The organism is Histophilus somni 2336, assembly GCF_000019405.1.
GTDB lineage: Bacteria > Pseudomonadota > Gammaproteobacteria > Enterobacterales > Pasteurellaceae > Histophilus > Histophilus somni.
Genome location: NC_010519.1, coordinates 258,078 through 281,484 on the forward strand (window position 1 = coordinate 258,078; position 23,407 = coordinate 281,484).

Consider the following 23,407-nt stretch of genomic DNA (forward strand, 5'->3'; position numbering starts at 1 on the left):
TTTCCTTGGTATTTCTCCTTGTTTGCCCCGGTTATGCACTACGCCGGGGCTTTTTTTATTTGCTGTTTTTGCCATGCGATCAGGTTTTCTCTATCCCAAATGGGAATGTTGCCCATTTTTTGCGGTTTGGGGATTATTCCCTGTTGGCAATATTTATAGAGCGTTGAGCGGCTTATGTTGAGAAATTGACAAACTTCTCGGGTTCGCATGTAGCAGCTGACTTGTATTACGGGCTCTTGCATAGTCCTCCTTGTTGGTTGGTTTTTCCTGTCTTTTCTGTTTTTCTGTTTTCTGTTCGTGGCTATGTTAGCCGTTTAAGTGGGCTTGGGTTGGCAAATTTGCCAAGATACTTTTTTTGATTGGCGTTAGGCTTGGTTGTACCAGTTCTCAAGGGTTACATCGGAGGGGATTGCCATGTTGAGATTTGCTAGTATATCGCCATGTTGATTTCTTAGGCGTTCGAGGTCTTGCCCGAGCTTGCCATTGCGTAGGGCGTTGCGGGCTTGTTGTGGGGTTTTGATGTTGTAGTGGAGATATAATAGGGTTTTGATGAAATTAATTTGATGTTGTGCAATACGGGGGCTTGGCGGTTTGCCATTTGCCCCTGCGATGCGGTTAGTTCTGTTTTTTTTGTTGGTATAGCTCAATGAGCATTTTAAGCACTTCGGGACGGCTTTTGCCTTGTTCTTTGGCGATTACATCGAATTGGTCCGCCAGTTCGCTATTGATGAGCATGCTAATTTGGCGTACTTTGCCTTCAGCTTTTAGGCGTTGATTGCGTTCTTTTGCGGTTTGTGCTCTGAGCTTTTTACTATGTTCTGTGTTTGAATTTGCCATGGTTTTCTCCTTGATTTTTTTAAGTGGGTTGTTTAAGATTGGAGCCATCGGGGGAACATCTCACCTTTCCCCCTTTGGATTGTCTAAATTAGTAAGCTGGAGAACTCACTACCAACAACGCTAATAAGATTATGATGATTGTTAGGAATTTCATCATTCTTACTTCGTTTAATGCCCCGTAACTGAACAAGTCGGGGCGTTCTTGTTTCTAGCCCTTGCTAGATGTTTTATATTGTATATGCTTATATAATAAAAGCGAGTATTTTTTACTCTTTACAGTATTTTCCATGAGTCTTTTTTATTATATTATTGCAGTTGTTTTAGTCGGATATTGAGGGGTTTATGGCTTATTCTGCTATGCAAGTGGCGAATGCGTTTATTCAGAAAGCACAAGAGGGGAAAGTCCCTGCACTTACGCCTATGAAGTTGCAAAAATTGATGTTTTTTGCACAATCTTGGTATTTGAAAAAATATCATGTGCGTCTTATTGATGATCATTTTGTGCGTTGGCAATATGGTCCTGTTATTCCTTCTGTGTACTATGAATTTTCGAGTTTTGGATCTTGTGATATTAATCAACCTGCTACTAATCCTTTTGGGATTATTGCACCTAATTTGACTATTGCTGATGATGCTTTTATTGATGAGGTCATTGCAACTTACGGTAGCTTTGATGGTTGGAAATTGTCGGTTATGACGCATCAGCCTAAGACGGCTTGGAGTATGGGAAAGATTGGCTCTGTTATTACGCCAATAGAGATGTTTGAAGGGAAAGTATAATGCAAACAGAATTCGCACTTTCGTTGTAACCGCTATTTTGTCCAGCTCTTTAACGAATTATGCCAATAGGCATATTAATGAAGAATAGCCTGCGATATGCAGGCTTTTTTATTTGTTGGCTTATTTGTTCTATCTCTTCTATCACTTCTAGCGGGAGTTTAAAGGCTTTAAGTTTAATCCCTCGCTTTGCATCAGATTTTGCAACTCGTTCAGCGTTTGTGGTTGCCATGTTTTTCTCCTGTCTTTGCTTGATTTTTAAAAGTTGAAGTTGTATAGTTTAGGAACTGCCTAGCGGTGGTACCCGCTAGGTCTTACGTCATCCTAATAAGCCGATTGGCTTATTACTAATAGGATGATTAGAATGATGATTAACCGTGGATTCATCTTCTATTTCCTAAGTTGCCCCGGTTTCTCCAAGCCGGGGTTTCTTGTTTCTAGCCCCTTGCTAGATGGGTTTATATTATATAGGCTTATATAATAAAAGCAAGTATTTCTTGAAAAAATACCGCACTTTTTGGGTGCGGTTTTTTTCTATTTGTTAGCTTGTTTAAAACATTCTAGTGCTTGGATAATAAGTTGGTTTTGTGGTATGCCCAGTTGTTGGCTTATTTGTTCTATCTCTTCTATCACTTCTAGCGGGAGTTTAAAGGCTTTAAGTTTAATCCCTCGCTTTGCATCAGATTTTGCAACTCGTTCAGCGTTTGTGGTTGCCATGTTTTTCTCCTTGATTTTTTTAAGTGGGTTGTTTAAGATTGGAGCTGTTAGGGAGGATGCACCCTCCCTAACATTTGTTATCTTAATTAGTAAGCGTTATGGCTTATGCTTATTAAGACAACTAGGATGATGATTTTGATTAGCATATCCTAGCTCCATTTAATGCCCCGTAACTGAACAAGTCGGGGCGTTCTTGTTTCTAGCCCCTTGCTAGATGTCCTTATTATATTAGATAACTAATATTAATACAAGTATTTCTTGAAAAAACACCGCACTTTTGGGGTGCGGTTTTTTTCTATTTGTTGGCTTGTTTAAAACATTCTAGTGCTTGGATAATAAGTTGGTTTTGTGGTATGCCCAGTTGTTGGCTTAAGTTTTCAATTTCTTTTACTACTGTTTTGGGTAGCTTATAGCTTTTCGCTTGCATGCCGTTTTTTTTCATCACTTTTAGCAACAATTTCAGTTCTTGACAATTTCATCTTTAACTCCTATTATTTTGAAGTACCGGGGAGCCGTTACTCCCCAGTTTATCGTAACTATTAATAAGCCGGGAAACTTAGTAATAGTAGAACTACGATAAGGAAAATTTTCATCAACATAGTATTTTCCTACTTCAATCGTTCAGTATACTGATTTATACGAGTCTTTTTTAAAAAAATACCGCACTTTTGGGGTGCGGTTTTTTTGTTATTTGTTGCTCTCTCTATACATTTCACAAAGTTTTTTAATTGCTTGCGGTCTTGATAGACCTAGTTCTTGTGCAATAGCATCTAATTCGTTTGCATCTTCGGTGGCAAATTGCATTGTGATACGTTTGACAATACCAGCCTCTAGGCGTTTTTTATTCCATTCATTCGCTGTTTTTATTCTTAATTTGCGTGAATGTTCTGTTTTTGCGTATGCCATGGTTTTCTCCTTGCTTGATTTTGTTAGTCGGTGGTTGTATATTAGGAACTGCCTAGCGGTGGCACCCGCTAGGTCTTACGTTATCCTTAGTAAGCCGGCACGCTTACCAACATCAGGATAATAAGGATTAATACTTTAACCAACATAATCCAGTTCCTATTTTAGTTGAGCGGTGAAAGCCGCTCTTCTTATTTCCGCCCTATTGCGAAAACGTGATTAGTATATTACAATAATATACTAATTGCAAGCATTATCTTTTTTATTTCCTTTGTTTTTCTTCTCTTTTTTCTTCTTCTCTTTTTTCTTCTTCTCTTTTTTCTCTTCAATTCCTAAAAAATAGGAACAAAATTCCTAAAAAATAGGAACAAAATAGGAAAAAATAGGAACAGTCAATTTTATTAACTTATTGATTTTTAATGTATTCATTAAAAAAATTCCTATTTTTCCTATTTTTCCTAATTTAATTTCATGTATAAATGTTTTTATAATAAAAAAGCACCCCTAAGGGTGCTTATTTATTTACATCCACATAATGGAATGGGCATTGGTCGATGTTTTGCTCTGATAATTGCTCCAGTTTTTGGATCTTCACGAGTCCATCTGAAAATAATAGGGCAAACACAGCCACATTTAGAACAAATAGTTGTAGCCATAAGACTAATCTCCATTTGATAAGTTGCCATCACTTATCTATGGACAATACCGCACAATCTGTTTTAGAATAGACTACCGTTTCTTCTATGTTGTAGGTATTGTGTACAGCGGATGGAGAACTGCACATAGTAATTAATACGCCAATATTAATTACTTCCAGTAAAGACCCAGCCATTTCAGTTGGGTTTTTTACATTCCGCCAAAATCAAGTTCTAATTGCGGTGATGTGTAAAATCCTAATCGTTCTAAAACTATTTCTGCAAATGTATCAGCTTGCCATTCAGCATCTTCATTCTTTGTCGGTGGAACCTTTGCATTATGCAATACCGCCCTATGACCTAAAAACAAATGACCAAATTCATGAAATATAATGAATAAAGATGTTCTATCACCTCTACAAGCTAACTCATAAATACTTTCAGGAATAGTTATTGTAAAAGTACTTGGATCAAAATGACCTCGCGTTAAATTCCCTGTTGTTTCCTTCCATTCTTCATCTGATTTTATAGACAAATTGATAATAAAATTACTTCTCTCCTCAATTTGCTGAAAAACCTTCTCGCATTTCTTGCGTGATTTTTTTGTAAGTCCGAATTCGTGGCAAAAGTTCAAGGCGGTGGATATAACTTCAACTTCTTGCATAGGTGGGACCCTATTTCCTCGTAATTGATATGAACTCATTTACTATCCTTTTCATGATTAATACGAGTTAATAATTCAGAAATTTGAGCTAGTTCTTTAGCGGTATAACGTGAATTAGCGAATCCAGCCACTAGCATCTTGTGATGTTCAGATAAACCATCTATCGGAACATTTTCATTAGAAACATCGGCTAATTTTTGTAATTCTTTCACCTCGATGCCTTTCTCTTTAAAAAAATGAGTTATCGCAACGACCCATTTTTTAGATATTTTTTTACTTCCTGTTTCTAATCCGCTTAAATAAGCCGGTGTAGTTCCTAATGCTTTTGACATTGTGAGTAAGGTTTCATTAGCATCAATTCTAGCCTTACGAACTATTTTGCCAAATTCTGTAAGAGCCATAATATATTCTCCTAGTGTGTAGCCATGTTTGTATCTTATTTAAAAGATACCTTAAAAAGTAATAAAATTCAACCTTTTTAGTTAAATTTAAATTTTATTTCCTGTGCCATTCCTATTTTTAGGATAAAAATAGGAACAAAATTCCTAAAAAATAGGAACAAAATAGGAAAAAATAGGAAAAAATAGGAACAGTCAATTTTATTAAATGATTGATTTTTAATGTATTCATTAAAAAAATTCCTATTTTTCCTATTTTTCCTAATTTAATTTCATGTATAAATGTTTTTATAAATCATGAGATAAGTTAACTTGTTTTTTGTAATGAAAACATTACAATAGACATATTCATAAGGAGAACTTAATGTACTCAATAAAACAGACATCAATTTTTAAGCAATGGTTGAAGAATATAAAAGATCCTATTGCTAGGATTATGGTGATTAAGCGGATTGAAAGAGCAAAAAATGGGAACTTTGGCGATCATAAGCTATTGGCAAATACCGGCGGAATTTATGAAATGCGGATAGATACCGGCAAGGGGTATAGAATTTATTACGCAAAAATTGAGGATATTATCTATTTGCTAACAAACGGTGGAGATAAAAAAACTCAGCAACAGGATATAAGCGATGCCCAAGTGATATTAGAAAAATTTAAACAATTAGGAGATGATGAAAATGAGTGAACAAAACAATATAGAAGTGACTGATTTTGATGCTGCAGAATTTTTAGAAAACGATGAATTGATCGCTTTATATCTTGCGGAGACATTAAAGAATGGTAATGATGAAGAATTTATTCAAGCACTCAATACTGTGGCTAGAGCAAAAGGCATGAATGATATTGCGAAAAAAGCGGGGATTGCTCGTGAAAGCCTTTATCAAACTCTTTCAAGCAATAAGCCGAGATTTGAAACTGTGCGTAAAATCTTAAATGCTTTAAATATTGATCTCATTCCTACGGTAAAAACGGCTTAAATGCCGTTTTTTTCTGTGCCATTCCTATTTTTTAGGATAAAAATAGGAACAAAATTCCTAAAAAATAGGAACAAAATAGGAAAAAATAGGAATACTCAATTTTATTAACTGATTGATTTTTAACATATTCATTTTAAAAATTCCTATTTTTCCTATTTTTCCTAATTTAATTTCATATATAAATATTTTTATAAATAAAATTTGTATTATTGCCGTTTTCTATGAAAATTTTTCACTTTTTTATTCTGCTTATCTGATCAAATATTTACCCATAACAAAAAAGCAGAATACCAAATGATCCCTAAAAGATAGTTTTAAAAACAAGAACCCTTATTGTATAAGGCTTGAACCCTCGAAGCAGATGAACCCTCTCACCGCCATCTAACTGTAAAATAAAGTTTGTCTTGTAAAAAACAATTAAAAAATCAATAAGTTACCATTCCTTAATTGTTCACATTGTAAAATAATGTTTGTCATTGTAATCGCTTGATGTTCCCTTTTATGTTCCTTTTTTGAGAGCTAAAAAAGTAACAGCAACGTTATTTTTATGTAGAGCTAAAATCTATGTAAACGTTTGCTTAATGAAAGCGGGCTGCGGTAAAATAACCCGATTTTATTTAAAGCTAATAAGGTATTCATATGACACAGCTAAGTTTGAAAAAAATTTATTCGGGGAAAGTACGGGATCTCTATGAAATTGATGATAAACGCATGTTAATGGTTGCAACGGATCGTTTGTCGGCATTCGATGTAATTTTAGATGATCCTATTGATCGTAAAGGTGAAATTTTGACGCAGATTTCTAATTTTTGGTTTAAGAAATTAGCCCATATTATGCCAAATCATTTTACCGGTGAAACAGTTTACGATGTTTTACCTCAAGCCGAGGCAGATTTGGTTAAAGATCGTGCTGTTGTTTGCAAACGCCTTACTCCCATCAAAATTGAGAGTATCGTACGAGGCTATTTAACGGGATCGGGATTGAAAGATTATAAAGCCACTGGCACAATCTGCGGATTAAAATTGCCGGAAGGTTTGGTTGAGGCAAGTAAATTACCTGAGCCGATTTTTACACCTTCAAGTAAAGCAAAAGTAGGTGATCATGATATAAACATTAGCTATGAGGAATGTGAGCAATTAATTGGCGTTGAGCTTGCAAAGCAAGTACGGGAAAAAGCGATTTCACTTTATAAAGAGGCAGCGGAATATGCACTGACTAAAGGTATCATTATTTGTGATACGAAGTTTGAATTTGGTTTAGATGAAAATGGCGTATTAACCTTAATGGACGAAGTTTTAACGCCGGATTCAAGTCGTTTCTGGTCTGTGGAAACTTATCAAGAAGGCACTAATCCGCCGTCTTTCGACAAACAATTCGTGCGTGATTGGCTGGAAAAGAGTGGTTGGAATAAACAGGCTCCTGCACCTAAAGTCCCCGCTGATGTTATCCAAAAAACTGTTGATAAATATAAAGAGGTATTGGATTTATTAACAAAATAATTGGAAGTGCGGTGAAAATTTGTTAAATTTGACCGCACTTTTGCCATGAAATAAGTTTGAGATAATATGAGAGCTGTTTCAATCGTAGGGTTAGGGTGGTTAGGTTTAACACTTGCCCGTCATTTAAAAAATTTGGGTTGGAAAGTTAAAGGCACCAAACGCACACATGAAGGCGTGGAGCAAATGCGTTTAATTCGATTGGAAGCCTATCATCTGGAACTCACACCCGATATTAATGCTGATCCCGATGATCTAACTGCATTACTTTCTGTGGATGCTTTAGTTATCAATATTCCACCGAGTCAATATTTTTTTCATTTACAACACTACGTACAGGGCGTTAAAAACTTAGTGAATGAGGCATTGTTAAACGGTCTTCAACATATTATTTTTATCAGCTCAACCTCTGTATTTCCTGATGTTTCAGGCGAATTTGATGAACAAAGTCAGATTGTACCCCAGTCAGAAATGAGTAAAGCATTGCTTGAAATTGAGCAATGGCTGTTTGAGCTGAAAGATGTTGACTGCGATATTATTCGTTTTGGGGGACTGGTGGGCGAGGATCGTCATCCCGTTTATTCTTTAGCGGGAAAAGACGAATTATCAGCAGGGAATATGCCGATCAATTTGGTGCATGTTGATGATTGTGCAAGAGCTATTCAATTGTTATTGGAAACACCAAGTTCCCAGCGTTTATATCATTTGGTCGCACCGCAACATCCGACTCGAGCAGAATATTACTCACAGATAGCAGAAAAATTAGCACTGGAAGCACCGCACTTTATTTGTTCGGAACAAGATCCAAGACGTGTTATTTTAGCGAATAAAATTTGCCGAGAGCTCAGTTTTGTTTATCAGTGTCCAGATCCTTATTTGATGTTATTTGAAAGAAAATAAAAAATATCCGATTTGCATTTTTAATCAAAAAAATGCAATAATATGCATAATTTATTCAAAAAAAAATCTATAATGCAAAAAAGAAGGTCATAAATGTCAAATACAATTTTACAACATCTTCCAATTGGTCAAAAAGTAGGCATTGCTTTTTCCGGTGGTTTGGATACCAGTGCAGCATTACTTTGGATGCGTCAAAAAGGTGCAGTACCTTATGCTTATACCGCTAATTTAGGTCAACCTGACGAAGAAGATTATAATGCTATTCCTCGTAAAGCGATGGAATATGGTGCAGAAAAAGCTCGTTTAATTGATTGCCGCAATCAGCTTGCTCATGAAGGTATTGCCGCTATTCAATGCGGAGCCTTTCATATTTCCACAGGCGGTGTAACGTATTTTAATACTACGCCTTTAGGTCGTGCGGTAACAGGTACCATGCTTGTTTCAGCTATGAAAGAAGATGATGTTAATATTTGGGGCGATGGTTCCACTTTCAAAGGCAATGATATTGAGCGTTTTTATCGCTACGGGTTATTAACTAATCCGAGTTTACGTATTTATAAACCTTGGTTGGATAATCAATTTATTGATGAGCTGGGTGGCCGTCAAGAAATGTCCGAGTTTTTAATCGCAAACGGGTTTGATTACAAAATGTCTGCTGAAAAAGCTTACTCGACGGATTCCAATATGTTAGGTGCCACTCATGAAGCAAAAGATTTAGAATATCTCAATAGCGGTATTCGTATTGTTAAGCCTATTATGGGTGTTGCCTTTTGGCGTGATGATGTAACTGTGAAAGCGGAAGAAGTGACGGTCGGATTTGAAGACGGTGTTCCTGTCACATTAAACGGTCAGTCTTTTTCAAGTGCGGTCGAACTCTTTTTAGAAGCCAATCGCATCGGCGGTCGTCATGGTCTGGGAATGTCCGATCAAATTGAAAATCGTATCATTGAAGCGAAAAGTCGTGGCATCTACGAAGCTCCGGGTATGGCGTTATTGCATATCGCCTATGAGCGTTTGGTTACGGCGATCCATAATGAAGATACTATTGAACAATATCGTATCAATGGGTTGCGTTTAGGGCGTTTATTATACCAAGGACGTTGGTTTGATCCGCAAGCATTGATGTTACGTGAAACAGCTCAACGTTGGGTAGCCCGTGCGGTAACCGGTGAAGTTACATTAGAATTACGCCGTGGTAACGATTATTCTATTTTAAATACAGTGTCACCGAATATGACTTATCATCCTGAACGTTTAAGTATGGAAAAAGTGGAAAATGCACCGTTTGATCCGTCCGATCGTATAGGTCAACTTACCATGCGTAATCTTGATATTACGGATACGCGTGATAAATTGGGTATTTATACACATACCGGATTACTGACTGTAGGTAAAGATTCAATGTTACCGCAATTGGATAAAAAATAGTTTTTTTACACGCCGACATAGTTGACCGCACTTTTAAGTGCGGTTAGTTTTTGCTACAATTCTCCGTTTTAAAACAAGTAGGTTATACAAACGACGGATTCATCTGATAATGAAAAATTTATTTTCTTTTCCTTCTTTCTATCAGTTTTCTAATGAAAGACGTTTTTTAAAACGGTTAAGAACTCGTATTCGCTATTATTTTTATCGTTTAACTTGTTTTAAAGAATGTCAGATTTTTGTTACCTATTTAAATCATAATCCTCTTTGGATTGATATATTCACGAAAAGTTACTACCGTTGTGATGCTGTACTTAGAAAGTATTGCGATAACCGTTTTAATAAAAAACAACGTGTACAAGCAATTATGGATAATTTTTCCGTAGCAGAACAAGTATTTGGGCGGTCTTTCTCACAACTGTTAGTTGAAAAAGATAAGGTTTTATTGGCTGAATTAACAGATGAGTTGGATTTGTATTTAGCAATTAATCAAATAGATCCTTTTGAGGGGTTTTTTGCGGTAAATATTCGCAATAAACAGGGTCAACGTATTTACGATGCCTCTTTTTCTTTTTTGGCAGGGAATAAATTATTGATCACGTCTGTGCAAGGGCCTAGTGATGATAATTCACAAGAATTAATTAAATCGACAACGAAGCAATTACATGGTGTACGCCCAATGTTTATGTTGGTAAATGTGTATAAATTGTTAGCAAAAGAGCTGAATTGTGAACTTTTAGGCATAGCACATAAAAATCAAGGAAAATATCGTTGGAACGACAATGCACGTTTGTTATTTAATTATGATGATTTTTGGCAAGAAAATAATGCACTTTTAAACCCTCAGGGCTATTGGCAATTACCTGTAGTTATTGAACGTAAGACGCTGGAAGATATTCAAAGTAAAAAGCGTTCCATGTATCGCAAGCGTTATGAAATGTTTGATTTTATTGAAAAAAATATAACTGAGATTTTTGGAAAAGAAAATTTGAATAAATAGACCGCTCTATTTGGTATTCAAGTTTTAAATGGCATATAATGAGTTGCTATTGATTTTTAGTTTGTTTTATTAATTTAAAGGTATGACTGTGACAACTGAACGTATTGCAAGAATAATTGAATCAAAAGAAATTATGACACTTCTCCCTCATCGCTATCCGTTTTTATTGGTAGATCGTGTAACTGATTATGAAGAAGGGAAATGGTTAACCGCAATTAAAAATGTGAGTGTAAATGAACCTTGTTTTACAGGTCATTTCCCTGACCAACCTATTTTGCCGGGGGTATTAATTTTAGAAGCATTAGCACAAGCGATGGGGATTTTGGCGTTCAAAACTCACGAGTTAAGTAATAAAGAGCTATTTTATTTTGCTGGTGTGGATGAGGCACGTTTTAAACGTCCTATTTTACCGGGAGATCAAATGATGTTAAAAGTTGAAGTCATTAGGGAACGCCGTGGTATTACCGCTTTTACTGGTGTGGCGAGTGTAAATGGTGAAGTAGCTTGTGAAGCCAAATTAATGTGTGCTCGTAGATAATTAAGGAGCAAAAATGATTCATTCGACTGCAAAAATCCATCCTTCTTCTATTATCGAAGAAGGTGCAAAAATTGGTGAAAATGTTGTTATTGGTCCTTTTTGTATTGTGGGAAGCGATGTACAAATTGGTAAAGGTACCACGTTACATTCCCATGTTGTCGTGAAGGGAGTAACTACCATAGGGGAAGATAACCAAATTTTCCAATTTGCCAGCATTGGTGAAGTCAATCAAGATCTTAAATATCAAGGTGAACCAACGAAAACGATTATTGGTCATCGTAATCGTATTCGTGAAAGTGTGACTATTCATCGTGGGACAGTGCAAGGTGGTGGTGTAACTCGTATTGGTGATGACAACTTGTTGATGATTAATGCTCATATTGCACATGATTGTCAAATTGGAAATCGTTGTATTTTAGCCAATAATGCGACGTTAGCAGGACATGTTGAATTAGGTGATTTTGTTATTGTTGGCGGTATGTCAGCCATTCATCAATTTGTTATTGTTGGTGCACATGTAATGCTAGGTGGTGGTTCTATGGTAAGTCAAGATGTGCCGCCTTATGTGATGGCACAAGGCAATCATGCACGGCCTTTCGGAGTAAATATAGAGGGGCTAAAACGCCGTGGTTTTGATAAGCCGACACTACATGCAATTCGTAATGTGTATAAACTGATTTATCGCAGTGGCAAAACCCTTGAGGAAGTCATTCCTGAAATTGAAAATTATGCACAAACTGAAAGTGCGGTGAGTTTTTTCCTTGACTTTTTCACTCGATCAACACGTGGCATCATTCGTTAATGGGTAGCCTAAAATAATGTTGTAATAAAATAGGAATGAACCGCACTTTTTTTAAGTGCGGTTATTTTTTATGGTGTTTTTATGATAGATAAAAAAAATATAACAATTGGCATTGTCGCAGGCGAAGTATCCGGTGATATTCTCGGTGCAGGTCTTATTCGAGCGTTAAAAATACAATATCCACAGGCACGTTTTATTGGGATTGCCGGTAAAAACATGTTGGCTGAGGGGTGTAAAACGTTAGTTGATATGGAAGACATTGCTGTCATGGGGTTGGTAGAAGTAATCAAGTATTTGCCTCGTCTGCTGAAAATTCGTCGTTTAGTCATTGATACTATGTTAGCGGAAAAGCCTGATATTTTTATTGGCATTGATGCACCGGATTTTAATTTGGATATAGAGTTAAAACTCAAAAAGCAAGGCATTAAGACGCTTCATTATGTTAGCCCTTCCGTTTGGGCGTGGCGACAAAAGCGTATTTTTAAAATTGCTCAAGCAACGAATTTGGTACTAGCTTTTTTGCCTTTTGAAAAAGCATTTTATGATCGTTTTAATGTGCCTTGTCGCTTTGTCGGGCATACTATGGCGGACATCATCGATTTGCAACCGGATCGCCAAGATGCTTGCTTCCAACTTAATCTGGAGCCAAAACATCGTTATGTGGCTATTTTAGTTGGAAGTCGAGAGGCAGAGGTTCAATTTTTAACTCCCCCTTTTTTACAAACGGCACAATTAATCAAGCAGCGTTTTCCCGATGTTCAATTTTTAGTGCCTTTGGTAAATGAAAAAAGACGTAAACAGTTTGAACAAATTAAAGCCCAAATTGCACCGCATTTAGAGGTCATTTTTCTAGATGGGCAGGCACGCCAAGCGATGATTGTTGCTGAGGCTAGTTTACTTGCCTCTGGTACAGCGTCTTTAGAATGTATGCTATGTAAATCGCCAATGGTAGTGGGTTATAAAATGAAACCTTTTACTTACTTTCTTGCAAAGCGTTTAGTTAAAACAAAATATATTTCGTTACCAAATTTATTAGCAGATGACATGTTAGTGCCTGAAATGATTCAAGAGGATTGTACTGCTGAGAAATTAGCTGAAAAATTATCTGTTTATTTGGAGCAAACGGAAAGTGGGATTAAAAATCGTCAACATTTAATTCAACAATTTACTCAATTACATCAACTGATTCGATGTGATGCTGATAAACAGGCGGCACAAGCAGTTATTGATTTATTAAATGATGAGGTATAAATGACAAATGTATTTATTTATCCGAATGTGGAATTCATTGCAGGCGTTGATGAGGTTGGTCGAGGACCTTTAGTGGGTGCCGTAGTGACGGCGGCGGTTATTTTAGATCCGCATAATCCAATTGAAGGGCTAAAAGACAGTAAAAAATTATCGGAAAAAAAGCGTTTGCTTTTGGCTGAAGAAATTAAACAAAAAGCGTTAGCTTGGAGTTTGGGACGGGCAGAACCGGCAGAGATTGATAAGTTAAATATCTTGCATGCCACTATGTTAGCAATGCAAAGAGCGGTAGAAAATTTGAAAATTCAACCGCACTTTGTATTGGTTGACGGTAACCGTATTCCTCAATTGCCGATGTCGGCACAAGCGGTGATAAAAGGCGATAGTCTGGTTGCTGAGATAAGTGCAGCATCAATTTTAGCAAAAGTTGCTCGAGACCAAGAAATGATAGAACTGGATAGACGTTATCCTGAGTACGCTTTTGCACAACATAAAGGTTATCCAACAAAATTACATTTGGAAAGATTAGCTCAATTCGGGGTATTACCTGAATATCGTCGTAGTTTTGCACCGGTGAAAAAATTGTTATCAACTTTATTGTCAAAAAATCACGAGTACGTTTTCAAAATACAAAAATAAATATTATGTTAGAACCTGTTATTGAGTATAATGAGAACTCAGTTTTCAAAAGGAAATAATATGGCTACGCTTTTAAAAATTGGCTTAGTTTCAGTCTCTGATCGAGCATCACAAGGTGTCTATCAAGATCAAGGTATTCCTGAACTGCTTGAATGGTTAAAATCTGCTTTATGCGATCCATTCGAAGTGGAAAGTCGCCTAATCCCCGATGAACAAACCTTAATTGAAAAAACACTTTGTGAATTAGTGGATGATTGCCATTGTCATTTGGTTTTAACTACAGGCGGTACTGGTCCTGTAAAACGAGATGTAACACCTGATGCAACTTTGGCTGTTGCCGATCGTGAAATGCCAGGATTCGGTGAACAAATGCGTCAAGTGAGTTTGCATTTTGTGCCTACTGCGATTTTATCTCGTCAAGTTGGTGTTATTCGTAGAAATAGCCTTATTTTAAATTTACCCGGGCAACCCAAAGCAATTAAAGAAACGCTCGAAGGTGTTAAAGATGAACATGGTAACGTCATTGTGAAGGGGATTTTCAGTGCAGTACCTTATTGTTTGCAACTGATTGATGGGATTTATATTGATACAGATCCCAATGTAATTGAAAGTTTTAGACCGAAGTCGGCAAGACGTACTTTATAGTTGAAAAGTGCGGTAGCTTTTTTATTTTGTTTGAGGAAGATGATGAAAAAAATTGAAGCAATTATTAAACCTTTTAAATTAGATGATGTACGTGAAAGTTTAGCTGATATCGGTATTACCGGAATGACGGTAACGGAAGTGCGTGGTTTTGGTCGTCAGAAGGGACATACAGAGTTATACCGTGGTGCCGAATACATGGTAGACTTTTTACCAAAAGTCAAAATGGAGATTATTGTGCCTGATGAAATTGTCGAACAATGTATTGAGGCAATCATTGAAACCGCACAAACCGGTAAAATTGGTGACGGCAAAATTTTTGTGTATGATGTAAATCGTGTCATTCGTATTCGTACGAGAGAGGAAAATGAGGAAGCACTTTGATGTCTGAAAGAAATTCATCGCTAACTCAAGTGCTGGTTGCTTGTGCTGCAATTATCGTTATTTTAGGTGGCATTAAACTCGCCAGTGAGATTGTTGTGCCATTTCTATTATCGTTATTTATTGCGATTATTTGCTCACCTGTGGTGAATTTTATGACTAAACGGAAAATACCTCATTGGCTTGCGATTACTTTGCTTTTTGTATTAATTGTGGTGTTATTTTATTTTTTAGCCAGTTTAATTAGTAATACTGTTCAGGAGTTTACTCAATCTATTCCTCAATACAAGGTACTGTTGTCACAACGTTTAAATGATTTGTTAGCTTTTGCTCATCATTTTAATATTCCTTTATTTTTTTCTACCGATAGTATTAATGATGATTTTGATCCTAGCATTATCATGAAATTTGTCAGTCGTTTTTTGTTGAGCTTCTCGAATGTGGTAACAAATATTTTTGTGTTGTTTTTGATAGTTGTCTTTATGCTTGCTGAAGCACCTACTGTAAAGCAAAAATTTACTAAATTAATCGTTACTGAAAATACTGTTACTCAACAAAATTATATTGAACGTATTCTACAAGGCGTTATCGGCTATTTAGGCGTAAAAACGATTACTAGTGTGATGACAGGATTGTGCATTTACTTTGTTTTATCCGTCCTTGATATTCAATATGCTATTTTATGGGCTACCTTGGTCTTCTTATTGAATTATATTCCTAATATAGGATCTATCATTGCGGCAGTCCCTGTTATTGTGCAAAGTTTTTTATTAAATGGATTTATCACGGGTTTAGTTGTCAGTATTGCATTTATTTTGATTAATACTGTGGTTGGTAACGTTTTAGAACCTAAGATGATGGGCAGAAAATTGGGACTATCGACTTTAATTGTTTTTCTATCACTTTTATTTTGGGGTTGGTTATTAGGAACAGTGGGAATGTTACTTTCCGTTCCTCTGACAATGGGATTAAAAATTGCATTAGAGGCAAATCCAAATACAATCAAATATGCTGAGTTATTAGGTGATGTAAGCGATGTGCAAAATGTTAAATGACGAAAATTTATTTTTTATCAGACAGTGCCGTAAAACCACGTCCTTTAGGGCGTGGATATAAGGCACAAATATGATATACTTCTTACTGCTAACAGAGGTCGCTTTAGACTCTCAATGACGGCATAATCAGGGCAGGACGTGCCCGTAGCGTCTGTGAAGTGAATCGCATTGGCGGTCAGCAGCAGAAACCCTCCGAGAGTAGCCCATTGCTTGCAATGGGAGCTGGTAGAAATCTCCTTGCTTTAGCTAGGGGAGGACGTCAATTGACGCAATATATCTACAAAAGGCATCTTTCTTTTCAGATGCCTTTTATCTTATAAAAACTTCTTTTTGTACTTTACTAAGTCTTTTTTATGTAGTGCAAATACGCCTATTCCGCCATTTCTTAATTCTAACCATTGGAAAGGCACCTCTGGGAATTGTTCTATTAAATGAACCATACTATTGCCAACTTCACAAATTAGTATTCCATTATCAGTAAGATAGTCAGCAGAATTTGCCAAAATTTCTTTAGTAATAGTCAGGCCGTCAATTCCGGAGCCTAAAGCCATTTCCGGCTCATGATGAAATTCTATAGGCATATCCTGCAAATCTTCTTCATCCACATAAGGTGGGTTTGTGATAATCAAATCATATTGATCGAGCGGTAAATTTTTGAATAAATCTGACTGAATAGGGAATACACGATGGGTGAGGTTATGACGCTCGATATTGATTTCAGCAACATTTAATGCGTCAATAGATAAATCAACCGCATCAACTTCTGCATGGGTAAATTGTTCTGCACAAGCAATAGCAATACAGCCACTTCCAGTACAAAGATCTAAAATTCTGATTGGGTCTTGTTGGAGTAACCCTTTGAATTTATTCGTGATTAAAGCACTGATTGGTGAACGAGGAATAATAACACGTTCATCTACATAAAATTCTAATCCACAGAACCATGCACTATTAGTTAAATAGGCGATAGGTAAACGTTGCTCAATTCTAGCAATAACTAATTGAATGAGTGAATTTTTCTCTGAAGTCGTGAGTGCTGAATTATAAAGTTTTTCGGGAAAATCTAGGGGGAGGTGTAATCCGGTTAAAATGAGCTGAAGACTTTCATCCCAAGCATTATCATAACCATGCCCATAATAAATATCTGAACGGTTAAAAATGCTATAGGTCCATCTGAGAAAATCTTGTATTGTATGTAGGCTGTTCTGAACCTGATCTGTTAAAATGCAATCTACAAGTTCTTGGTTAAACTGATTTATGGTACTCATATTAATTCTCTCAATCAAATAAACGGCGTAGTTATACCATAGTTATTCATAATGAGTAAGTTAAATTTAAAAATAGGGAAAAGTATGTTAAATGATGAAGATATAGAACTATTTCATCGTGAAATTCAAGGAGCAAAAAAGATAGAACAGAATATTTTTATTGCACCACGTCATCGAAATTTAAAAAATAAAGTGGAGATTCGCAATGTTCGAGAAAAAGAAGATACCTTATTTTTCTTTTCAGATGAATATGAACCTTTATTAAATGAAGATGGCACGGTTAAATATTTACGTCCACATGAAGATCGTTATTTGTTAAAGCAATTACGCCGTGGTGATTTCTCGCCTGAACTTTTTTTGGATTTACATGGTTTGACACGTAAAGAGGCAAAAATTGAGCTGGCAAGCCTTATTCATGCCTGTGAAAAGGAACATGTTTATTGTGCTTGCATTATGACGGGATATGGAACTTATACATTAAAACAACAAATACCTCGTTGGCTAGTGCAACATCCAAGAGTAAGAGCGTTACATCAGGCACCCAGAGAATGGGGAGGCGACGCTGCAATTTTGGTATTGTTGGACGTTTAGATTATTTGTTAGCATCAAGTTTAGATGTACGTTGATTTTGCCGGAAAGCCGTATAAAGTGCGGGTAATATTTGGTTAATCAGATTAAGTTGTTGCAATGGAATTGCGACTTCATTTCGATTGAACTGATCAGCATGTTCATCACTAAATTGTTTTAAAGAAAACTCAATATTTAGCAATAATTTTTCAAAATTATCTCGTTCTAAAGTTTCAATATGCTCAAGGACATGAAGTAATTTTTTGGCGATAGGATAAAACTCCCCTAAAAACACCGCACTTTGCTGAATTTTCTGCATATTTTTTCTATATGCACCTAAAGCAGAAATATAACTCAGTAGCGAATAGTTAATTTTGACCAGTTCAAATCCTTCTTGCAAATAGGCTTGATATTTTTTAGGTTCGCTATTCATGTTTGATAGGGTTGTACTTAATGCGGTTGCATATTCATGTGCTTGCCGTCTGGCAATACGATATTTTAGCGGATCACCTTTGCCGAATAATAGTTGGCTAATGATATATAAAAAGTATTTAGCATTAGCTTTTATCGCTTGTTTTATCACTTTATTTAGTTGTAGATATTTCCAATCCGGCCATAAATAAGAAACAGCACTCCAAGCAATAAAGCTGCCTATTAATGTGTCGGTTAAGCGAGATAATAGAGCGTTATTTAAATCAAATCCCATGATATTAAAGCTAATTAAGACTTGTAGTGTAATAAAAAAAGTAGAGTAGCTATAATTATTGCTACGGAAAAAGAAAAACAATGTACTAGTGACGACAACTAAACCTAATTGCAATTCTAAAGTTGGATGTATGTAAGGCAATAGAGAACCGATTACCACGCCAAGAATTGTACCAATGATACGTTGTTTTAATCTTAACTTAGTCGCCGAATAATTGGGTTGGCATACGAAAACAGCAGTAAGTAAGATCCAATAACCCAATTGCAAATTAAATATTTCTACTAAACTACAGCTAACAAAAACAATGATAGATAGGCGTATTGCATGGCGAAAAAGTTGTGATTCAAAGGTAAAATGACTACAAATTGTACGCCACATATTTTTTAAACCAATGATCTGCTCTGTATATATTTGCGTTCCTTCAGATCGTTCATTTGTATTTTCCGAATATTGATCCATATGGTGTAATTGCCAATTAACTGCCTGTAAATTGTCGATTAATGTTTTAATGGCAAGTCGTTGTAATTGATTTAAGTGACTGTTTTGATAATGTATTTCAAACGACTGATTAATACCTAAAATCGCTTGTTCCAAACGAGGATTGTACGAATAGGATTTATTGTATTGCAGACTATGAGCAATTTCACGACAAGATTGTGCTTGTAGCTCTAATAAGCGTTGGATACGAAAAATAAGATCCGTATTTTTTAATTGCTCTGATAATTGTTGATAATTAAAATGACTTGAATTAATTCGTTCATGAATATCTTGTGCAGCAAAATAATATTTAATCATTTTTGTCGTACGGCGATGTTTATGTTGTCCACGAATGCGATGAAATAATGCTGTACGACAAGCGTTAAAGGCAGTAATTAAATTACCGTTTTTCATGGCAAGAATGACACGTTTATTTTCTAATTGTTCAATATCATCAGGATCAAAAAAAAGTGATTTTGTGTCTAAATATTCTGATAAAGCAAGAAAAGCTTTTGTCATATTTTCTTGTACAGGGCGATTTTGAAACATTAAATGAACAAAAACCGTGCATAAACTATAAAGTAATGTGCCACATAAAATTAAAATAGGGTTGATATACCAAGAAACATTTGGTGTATAAGTTAATGTTGTATAAAGAGCTACAACGAGTGTACCGAAAGCAATAGTGCTATAACTTTGCCCTATAGCACCAACCATGGTAAATAAAAAGGTAAGAGCGGTCATTAATAACAAATATTCAATTCCATGCCCTAAGGTGAGTTGTACACTAAGAGAGGAAATAGAAAAAGCAATTAATGTATAAAATACATATTTAAGTCGTCCTGTTAATCTATTATCCAAATCAACCAGTCCGCCTGCAATAATACCTAAAATTAATGGCATAGACTGTTCGGAAATATTTAGTTTCCAAATAGAGAATGTCACTATATTTACTGCTAAAAAAACAGGAATGGAGAGAATGATTTTTGTATTAATCCAAGGGGTCATTTTATATTTTTTCTAAACTTTTTATTATTTTAACCGCTCTTTTAAGTAACCTTGATAGTCCGGAATACGAATTTCAGTTTCTTGTTGGAATGCAGGAGAACTAATTAAAAAATCAGCAGTAGCAATATTCATCGCAACAGGAATGTTCCAAACAGTTGCAATACGCATTAAGGCTTTGACATCAGGATCATGAGGAACTGCATTCATTGGATCCCAAAAGAATATCAGCAAGTCAATTTTCCCTTCTGCAATTAAGCCACCCAACTGTTGATCTCCTCCCATAGGACCGCTAAGTAAATTTTTGATTTCTAAATTCGTTTCTTGATGAATTAAATTTCCAGTTGTCCCCGTTGCATAAAGAATATGAGGTTGAAGTAAAGTGCGGTTAGTTTGACACCATTGTATCAAATCTTGTTTGCAGTGATCGTGTGCAACCAAAGCAATTTTTTTGTTTTTTGCCAATTTGCGATAGGTTGTTTGCATAATGATAATCCTTAATAAAAAAGTGAGCTTAGGCCCACTTTTGAGTTAAAAACCGGTTATAAAACTATTTTTGATTTTTCGCCCAATTGATGAAACGAGCTTGAGTTTCTTTATCTGCTTGTTGGAACCAAAACTGTAATTGTTGCTCCGCAATATTTTCACCTTGTACAACAACTTTTCCTTTTTGTGCTTTAGCAAATCCGAGAGCAACAGCAGGCATTGCCGTTGCAAAGTTGGAAACTGAAGCAACAGAACCGGATGCATTATATTCAGATAATGTATCAATTAGGTTAGCCCCTGGAAGGAAACCTTCTTGCTTCAGTATTTCTTGTTTTGTCGCAATTATTTTTCCGCTATTTGTTTTGACGATGACAGACGGTGAATCTTTAAAATTTTTAATATCTCGTTCATTTTCCAGTTTAGGGGCTGAGATAACTACGTCTTCGTTTGTGCCTTGAAATGTAACAACAATAGGATCTGATTCATATAAAGAACGATCTGAGCCATGACGAACAATTTCTGAAACACGAACGACGACTTGGTGAGTTTGCGATTCATTGATATTAAATGATTTAGTAGATTTTAATAGATCTTTATTAGCTTTTTGTCCATCAATAGCTAAGAAATCTATGTTTGATGAACTGGTTACTATACCGGCAAAAGCTGCTGTACTTGTTAATAGCATTGCACTTGCAAGTGCTGCAAAAGAAAATTTCATAATTGCTCCTATAGCCTCAGGAAATATAATATAAACTTATCCGCTTTTAGAAAAAGCTAACCCTGTATGCTATTCCAAATTAAATAAAATGGGAATAGAAAAAACTCGATTATTTGATTTTTTTCTATTTTTGTAGTGAATAAGTAAAAAAAGAAAGCAAATTTACTTCTTAGTTTTTTTTCATTTAGTATATTCGAGAAGAAATTTTGACGCTGTGGAAAACCGAATCATAAATGTTCGAATCACGATAGATAGCCATTCTCAAATAAACCAACTATATAGTCCCTGATTGATCAACCCGCTTTACTTTTTATTCATTTTCGAATAGACCGCCTGAAGATGCAATTTCTCATTGATTCGTACGATTTCTTCATTTCTGTAGGGCTACATATGAAAAAAATGTCGGTATTAATTTGGCTTTGCGGTTTTTCATCATTATTGTCGGCGGTAGAACGACCGCTCCTCCAATTAAATCGTATTGATGCCCAACAGCAACAACGCCAAAAGGAACAAATTCAACAGCAAAGTGAACGACTTCGTTCCGATCCCGATGTGAGAATGGAAATTTCTTCAGAAAAACCTACCGCACTTCCCTTTAATGAATCTCCTTGCTATCCCATTCAACATCTTTCCATTGTAGATTACTCCTCCGATAACAAGACAAAACCTAGCCAATTTCAATGGGCACTGAATAAAGCTGTTACGCAATTAAACCTCCAATTACCGCATTGTTTCGGAACTCAAGGACTAGGGATTTTGATGAAACAGGTGCAAAATAATGTGATTGAACGAGGCTATATCACAACCAGAGTGGTTGCCGGCGAACAAAATTTAACGCAAGGCGTATTTTCTTTAACGGTTATTCCCGGTCAAGTTCGCCATACGATTATTGCCGATGTAAGTAGTCTCCCTTGGTTTAGTAAACTGACAGCTAAAACCGCATTGGCATTTAAACAGGGAGATTTAGTTAATATCCGTGATATTGAACAATCCTTGGAAAATCTCAAACGTGTGCCAACTGCAGATGCCAATATCGACATTCTTCCGGCTGATAACAGTTCAGCATTCGGTGAAAGCGATATTAAAATCACCTATCAGCAGCGGTTTCCATTCCGATTTAGCTTAAATTTAGATGATTCGGGTTCAACATCTACGGGGAAATGGCAAGGCTCTGCCACCCTTTCGTGGGATAATCTTTTTTCTGCCAATGATTTATTCTATACCACTTTCACACATAGCTTAAAACGTCACAGCGATAATTCGGGGCGTCGAGCAACGAGAAACTATGGCTTCTATTATTCTGTTCCTTTGGGTTATTGGGCACTCTCCGCCTCATTGTATAAAACAGATTATCATCAAGATGTCTTTGGGGCGTTTGATAATACTTACCTCTATGCAGGGCGTAGTGAGACAACCAATTTGAATCTTGCCTATCGTCTTTATCGAGATGCGGTACGTAAAACCACAATTTCAGGTGGCTTTTGGTCTCGCCACTCGAAAAACTACATTGATGATGCTGAAATTGATGTTCAACGTCGCCGAATGGCTGGTTGGCAACTCAACCTTAGCCATATTGAATATATTAAGGCAGTAACACTGAAGCTTTCTCTAGGATTTAAATGGGGAACAGGTGTAGGTCGCACCATAGCGGCACCGGAAGAATATTGGGGAAACGGTACTTCTCGTCCTAAAATTATTACCGCCTCGGTAGACATTAATTATCCTTTCTATATGGGGAAGCAACCCTTGGCATTTAATACGACTTGGTCCACTCAATGGAATAAAACTCCTCTTATTCAACAAGATAGATTGAGCATTGGTGGGCGTTATACGGTGCGTGGATTTGACGGTGAGCTTACCTTATCGGGCGAGCGAGGTTGGCTATGGCGTAATGAACTCAGTTGGAATATTGCAAATAAAGGACATTGGGTTTACTTAGCCTTAGATGGCGGTAGAGTGATGGGACGTAGTGATGGAATACGATTAGGGCATCATTTAATGGGGACAGTTTTAGGTCTGCGTGGTAGTTGGACGCATTTTTATTATGATGTATTTATTGGACGGCCATTAAGCAAGCCGAGCGGTTTTAGAACATCGCATACCGTAACCGGCTTTAATATCGGCTTAACCTTTTAATTTAGT

General features: G+C 36.2%; 29 protein-coding genes and 1 pseudogene. 16 read left to right on the forward strand and 14 right to left on the reverse strand.

Features of this window, described 5'->3' with window-relative positions:
- Positions 1–38: 38 nt before the first annotated feature.
- The 3 genes from HSM_RS11235 to HSM_RS01240 all read right to left on the reverse strand — a co-directional run bounded on the left by HSM_RS11235 (position 39) and on the right by HSM_RS01240 (position 837).
- A complete protein-coding gene (locus HSM_RS11235) occupies positions 39–242 on the reverse strand; it encodes a helix-turn-helix transcriptional regulator (RefSeq protein ID WP_041604971.1) in 204 nt (67 codons plus the stop codon).
- Between the two features lie 123 nt (positions 243–365).
- Positions 366–647 carry a hypothetical protein gene (locus HSM_RS10730; protein WP_012341114.1) on the reverse strand — a complete coding sequence of 94 codons (282 nt, stop codon included), beginning with the start codon at positions 645–647 and terminating at the stop codon, positions 366–368.
- Complete coding sequence (locus HSM_RS01240; protein WP_041604973.1) at positions 616–837, reverse strand: hypothetical protein; 222 nt, start codon at positions 835–837, stop codon at positions 616–618. Before HSM_RS01240 ends, HSM_RS10730 begins: the two co-directional genes overlap by 32 nt.
- Positions 838–1,179: 342 nt before the next feature.
- Here HSM_RS01240 and HSM_RS01245 point away from each other — a divergent pair, with 342 nt between their 5' ends.
- Complete coding sequence (locus tag HSM_RS01245; RefSeq protein ID WP_012341116.1) at positions 1,180–1,617, forward strand: Panacea domain-containing protein; 438 nt, start codon at positions 1,180–1,182, stop codon at positions 1,615–1,617.
- Positions 1,618–1,666: 49 nt separating this feature from the next.
- Here HSM_RS01245 and HSM_RS01250 read toward each other — a convergent pair whose 3' ends face one another.
- The 7 genes and pseudogenes from HSM_RS01250 to HSM_RS01275 form a co-directional block, all read right to left on the reverse strand.
- Positions 1,667–1,846 carry a hypothetical protein gene (locus HSM_RS01250; RefSeq protein ID WP_041604975.1) on the reverse strand — a complete coding sequence of 60 codons (180 nt, stop codon included), beginning with the start codon at positions 1,844–1,846 and terminating at the stop codon, positions 1,667–1,669.
- Positions 1,847–1,938: 92 nt separating this feature from the next.
- Complete coding sequence (locus HSM_RS11240) at positions 1,939–2,001, reverse strand: type I toxin-antitoxin system Ibs family toxin (RefSeq protein WP_143432501.1); 63 nt, start codon at positions 1,999–2,001, stop codon at positions 1,939–1,941.
- A 147-nt stretch (positions 2,002–2,148) separates the two neighbouring features.
- A complete protein-coding gene (locus HSM_RS01255) occupies positions 2,149–2,331 on the reverse strand; it encodes a hypothetical protein (RefSeq protein ID WP_041604977.1) in 183 nt (60 codons plus the stop codon).
- 295 nt (positions 2,332–2,626) lie between these two features.
- Positions 2,627–2,810 (reverse strand): annotated as a pseudogene (locus tag HSM_RS01260) (ribbon-helix-helix protein, CopG family).
- 208 nt (positions 2,811–3,018) lie between these two features.
- Entirely contained in the window at positions 3,019–3,237 is a 219-nt protein-coding gene (locus HSM_RS01265) for a hypothetical protein (RefSeq protein ID WP_012341117.1), read from the reverse strand.
- An 843-nt stretch (positions 3,238–4,080) separates the two neighbouring features.
- The gene (locus HSM_RS01270; RefSeq protein ID WP_012341118.1) at positions 4,081–4,533 is read right to left on the reverse strand and encodes an ImmA/IrrE family metallo-endopeptidase; all 453 of its coding nucleotides are present in this window, start codon (positions 4,531–4,533) and stop codon (positions 4,081–4,083) included.
- Positions 4,534–4,568: 35 nt separating this feature from the next.
- Positions 4,569–4,934, reverse strand: coding sequence for a helix-turn-helix domain-containing protein (locus HSM_RS01275; RefSeq protein WP_012341119.1), 366 nt, complete (start codon positions 4,932–4,934; stop codon positions 4,569–4,571).
- Between the two features lie 361 nt (positions 4,935–5,295).
- On the opposite strand from HSM_RS01275, the gene HSM_RS01280 reads away from it, so the two are divergent.
- The 13 genes from HSM_RS01280 (at position 5,296) to HSM_RS01340 (ending at position 16,038) form a co-directional block, all read left to right on the forward strand.
- Entirely contained in the window at positions 5,296–5,619 is a 324-nt protein-coding gene (locus tag HSM_RS01280) for a type II toxin-antitoxin system RelE/ParE family toxin (protein WP_012341120.1), read from the forward strand.
- Positions 5,612–5,911 carry an addiction module antidote protein gene (locus HSM_RS01285; RefSeq protein ID WP_012341122.1) on the forward strand — a complete coding sequence of 100 codons (300 nt, stop codon included), beginning with the start codon at positions 5,612–5,614 and terminating at the stop codon, positions 5,909–5,911. The genes HSM_RS01280 and HSM_RS01285 overlap by 8 nt, the downstream gene beginning before the upstream one ends.
- Before the next feature lie 639 nt (positions 5,912–6,550).
- Positions 6,551–7,411 (forward strand): phosphoribosylaminoimidazolesuccinocarboxamide synthase, encoded by an 861-nt coding sequence (locus tag HSM_RS01290; protein WP_012341123.1) that lies wholly within the window; start codon positions 6,551–6,553, stop codon positions 7,409–7,411.
- A 66-nt stretch (positions 7,412–7,477) separates the two neighbouring features.
- Entirely contained in the window at positions 7,478–8,308 is an 831-nt protein-coding gene (locus HSM_RS01295; protein ID WP_011609517.1) for an SDR family oxidoreductase, read from the forward strand.
- A gap of 93 nt (positions 8,309–8,401) precedes the next feature.
- Entirely contained in the window at positions 8,402–9,736 is a 1,335-nt protein-coding gene (argG, locus tag HSM_RS01300; RefSeq protein WP_012341124.1) for an argininosuccinate synthase, read from the forward strand.
- Positions 9,737–9,845: 109 nt separating this feature from the next.
- On the forward strand, positions 9,846–10,733 hold the full coding sequence (locus tag HSM_RS01305) for a VirK/YbjX family protein (protein ID WP_012341125.1): 888 nt from the start codon (positions 9,846–9,848) through the stop codon (positions 10,731–10,733).
- An 82-nt stretch (positions 10,734–10,815) separates the two neighbouring features.
- Positions 10,816–11,271: a 3-hydroxyacyl-ACP dehydratase FabZ gene (gene fabZ / locus HSM_RS01310; RefSeq protein WP_011609514.1), complete on the forward strand. Its 456-nt coding sequence runs from the start codon at positions 10,816–10,818 to the stop codon at positions 11,269–11,271.
- Between the two features lie 13 nt (positions 11,272–11,284).
- Positions 11,285–12,073, forward strand: coding sequence for an acyl-ACP--UDP-N-acetylglucosamine O-acyltransferase (gene lpxA, locus HSM_RS01315; RefSeq protein WP_012341126.1), 789 nt, complete (start codon positions 11,285–11,287; stop codon positions 12,071–12,073).
- Positions 12,074–12,154: 81 nt separating this feature from the next.
- Complete coding sequence (gene lpxB, locus HSM_RS01320) at positions 12,155–13,324, forward strand: lipid-A-disaccharide synthase (RefSeq protein ID WP_012341127.1); 1,170 nt, start codon at positions 12,155–12,157, stop codon at positions 13,322–13,324.
- The gene (gene rnhB, locus HSM_RS01325; protein WP_012341128.1) at positions 13,325–13,960 is read left to right on the forward strand and encodes a ribonuclease HII; all 636 of its coding nucleotides are present in this window, start codon (positions 13,325–13,327) and stop codon (positions 13,958–13,960) included.
- Positions 13,961–14,020: 60 nt separating this feature from the next.
- Positions 14,021–14,605, forward strand: a complete 585-nt coding sequence (gene mog / locus HSM_RS01330) for a molybdopterin adenylyltransferase (protein WP_011609510.1) — start codon at positions 14,021–14,023, stop codon at positions 14,603–14,605.
- A 42-nt stretch (positions 14,606–14,647) separates the two neighbouring features.
- Complete coding sequence (gene glnB / locus HSM_RS01335) at positions 14,648–14,986, forward strand: nitrogen regulatory protein P-II (RefSeq protein WP_011609509.1); 339 nt, start codon at positions 14,648–14,650, stop codon at positions 14,984–14,986.
- On the forward strand, positions 14,986–16,038 hold the full coding sequence (locus HSM_RS01340; protein ID WP_012341130.1) for an AI-2E family transporter: 1,053 nt from the start codon (positions 14,986–14,988) through the stop codon (positions 16,036–16,038). The genes glnB and HSM_RS01340 overlap by 1 nt, the downstream gene beginning before the upstream one ends.
- Positions 16,039–16,352: 314 nt before the next feature.
- On the opposite strand, the gene prmB is transcribed toward HSM_RS01340, so the two are convergent.
- Positions 16,353–17,306, reverse strand: a complete 954-nt coding sequence (gene prmB, locus HSM_RS01345) for a 50S ribosomal protein L3 N(5)-glutamine methyltransferase (protein WP_011609507.1) — start codon at positions 17,304–17,306, stop codon at positions 16,353–16,355.
- Positions 17,307–17,390: 84 nt separating this feature from the next.
- Between prmB and smrB the strand changes: the two genes are divergently transcribed.
- A complete protein-coding gene (gene smrB / locus HSM_RS01350; RefSeq protein WP_011609506.1) occupies positions 17,391–17,897 on the forward strand; it encodes an endonuclease SmrB in 507 nt (168 codons plus the stop codon).
- A gap of 1 nt (position 17,898) precedes the next feature.
- Here smrB and yccS read toward each other — a convergent pair whose 3' ends face one another.
- From yccS to HSM_RS01365, 3 genes are all read right to left on the reverse strand, one after another.
- A complete protein-coding gene (gene yccS, locus HSM_RS01355; protein WP_012341131.1) occupies positions 17,899–20,064 on the reverse strand; it encodes a YccS family putative transporter in 2,166 nt (721 codons plus the stop codon).
- Positions 20,065–20,088: 24 nt separating this feature from the next.
- Positions 20,089–20,547 carry a methylglyoxal synthase gene (gene mgsA / locus HSM_RS01360; protein ID WP_012341132.1) on the reverse strand — a complete coding sequence of 153 codons (459 nt, stop codon included), beginning with the start codon at positions 20,545–20,547 and terminating at the stop codon, positions 20,089–20,091.
- 64 nt (positions 20,548–20,611) lie between these two features.
- Entirely contained in the window at positions 20,612–21,265 is a 654-nt protein-coding gene (locus HSM_RS01365) for a curli polymerization inhibitor CsgI-related protein (RefSeq protein ID WP_012341133.1), read from the reverse strand.
- 390 nt (positions 21,266–21,655) lie between these two features.
- Between HSM_RS01365 and HSM_RS01370 the strand changes: the two genes are divergently transcribed.
- Positions 21,656–23,401 (forward strand): ShlB/FhaC/HecB family hemolysin secretion/activation protein, encoded by a 1,746-nt coding sequence (locus HSM_RS01370; protein ID WP_012341134.1) that lies wholly within the window; start codon positions 21,656–21,658, stop codon positions 23,399–23,401.
- Positions 23,402–23,407: the final 6 nt, after the last annotated feature.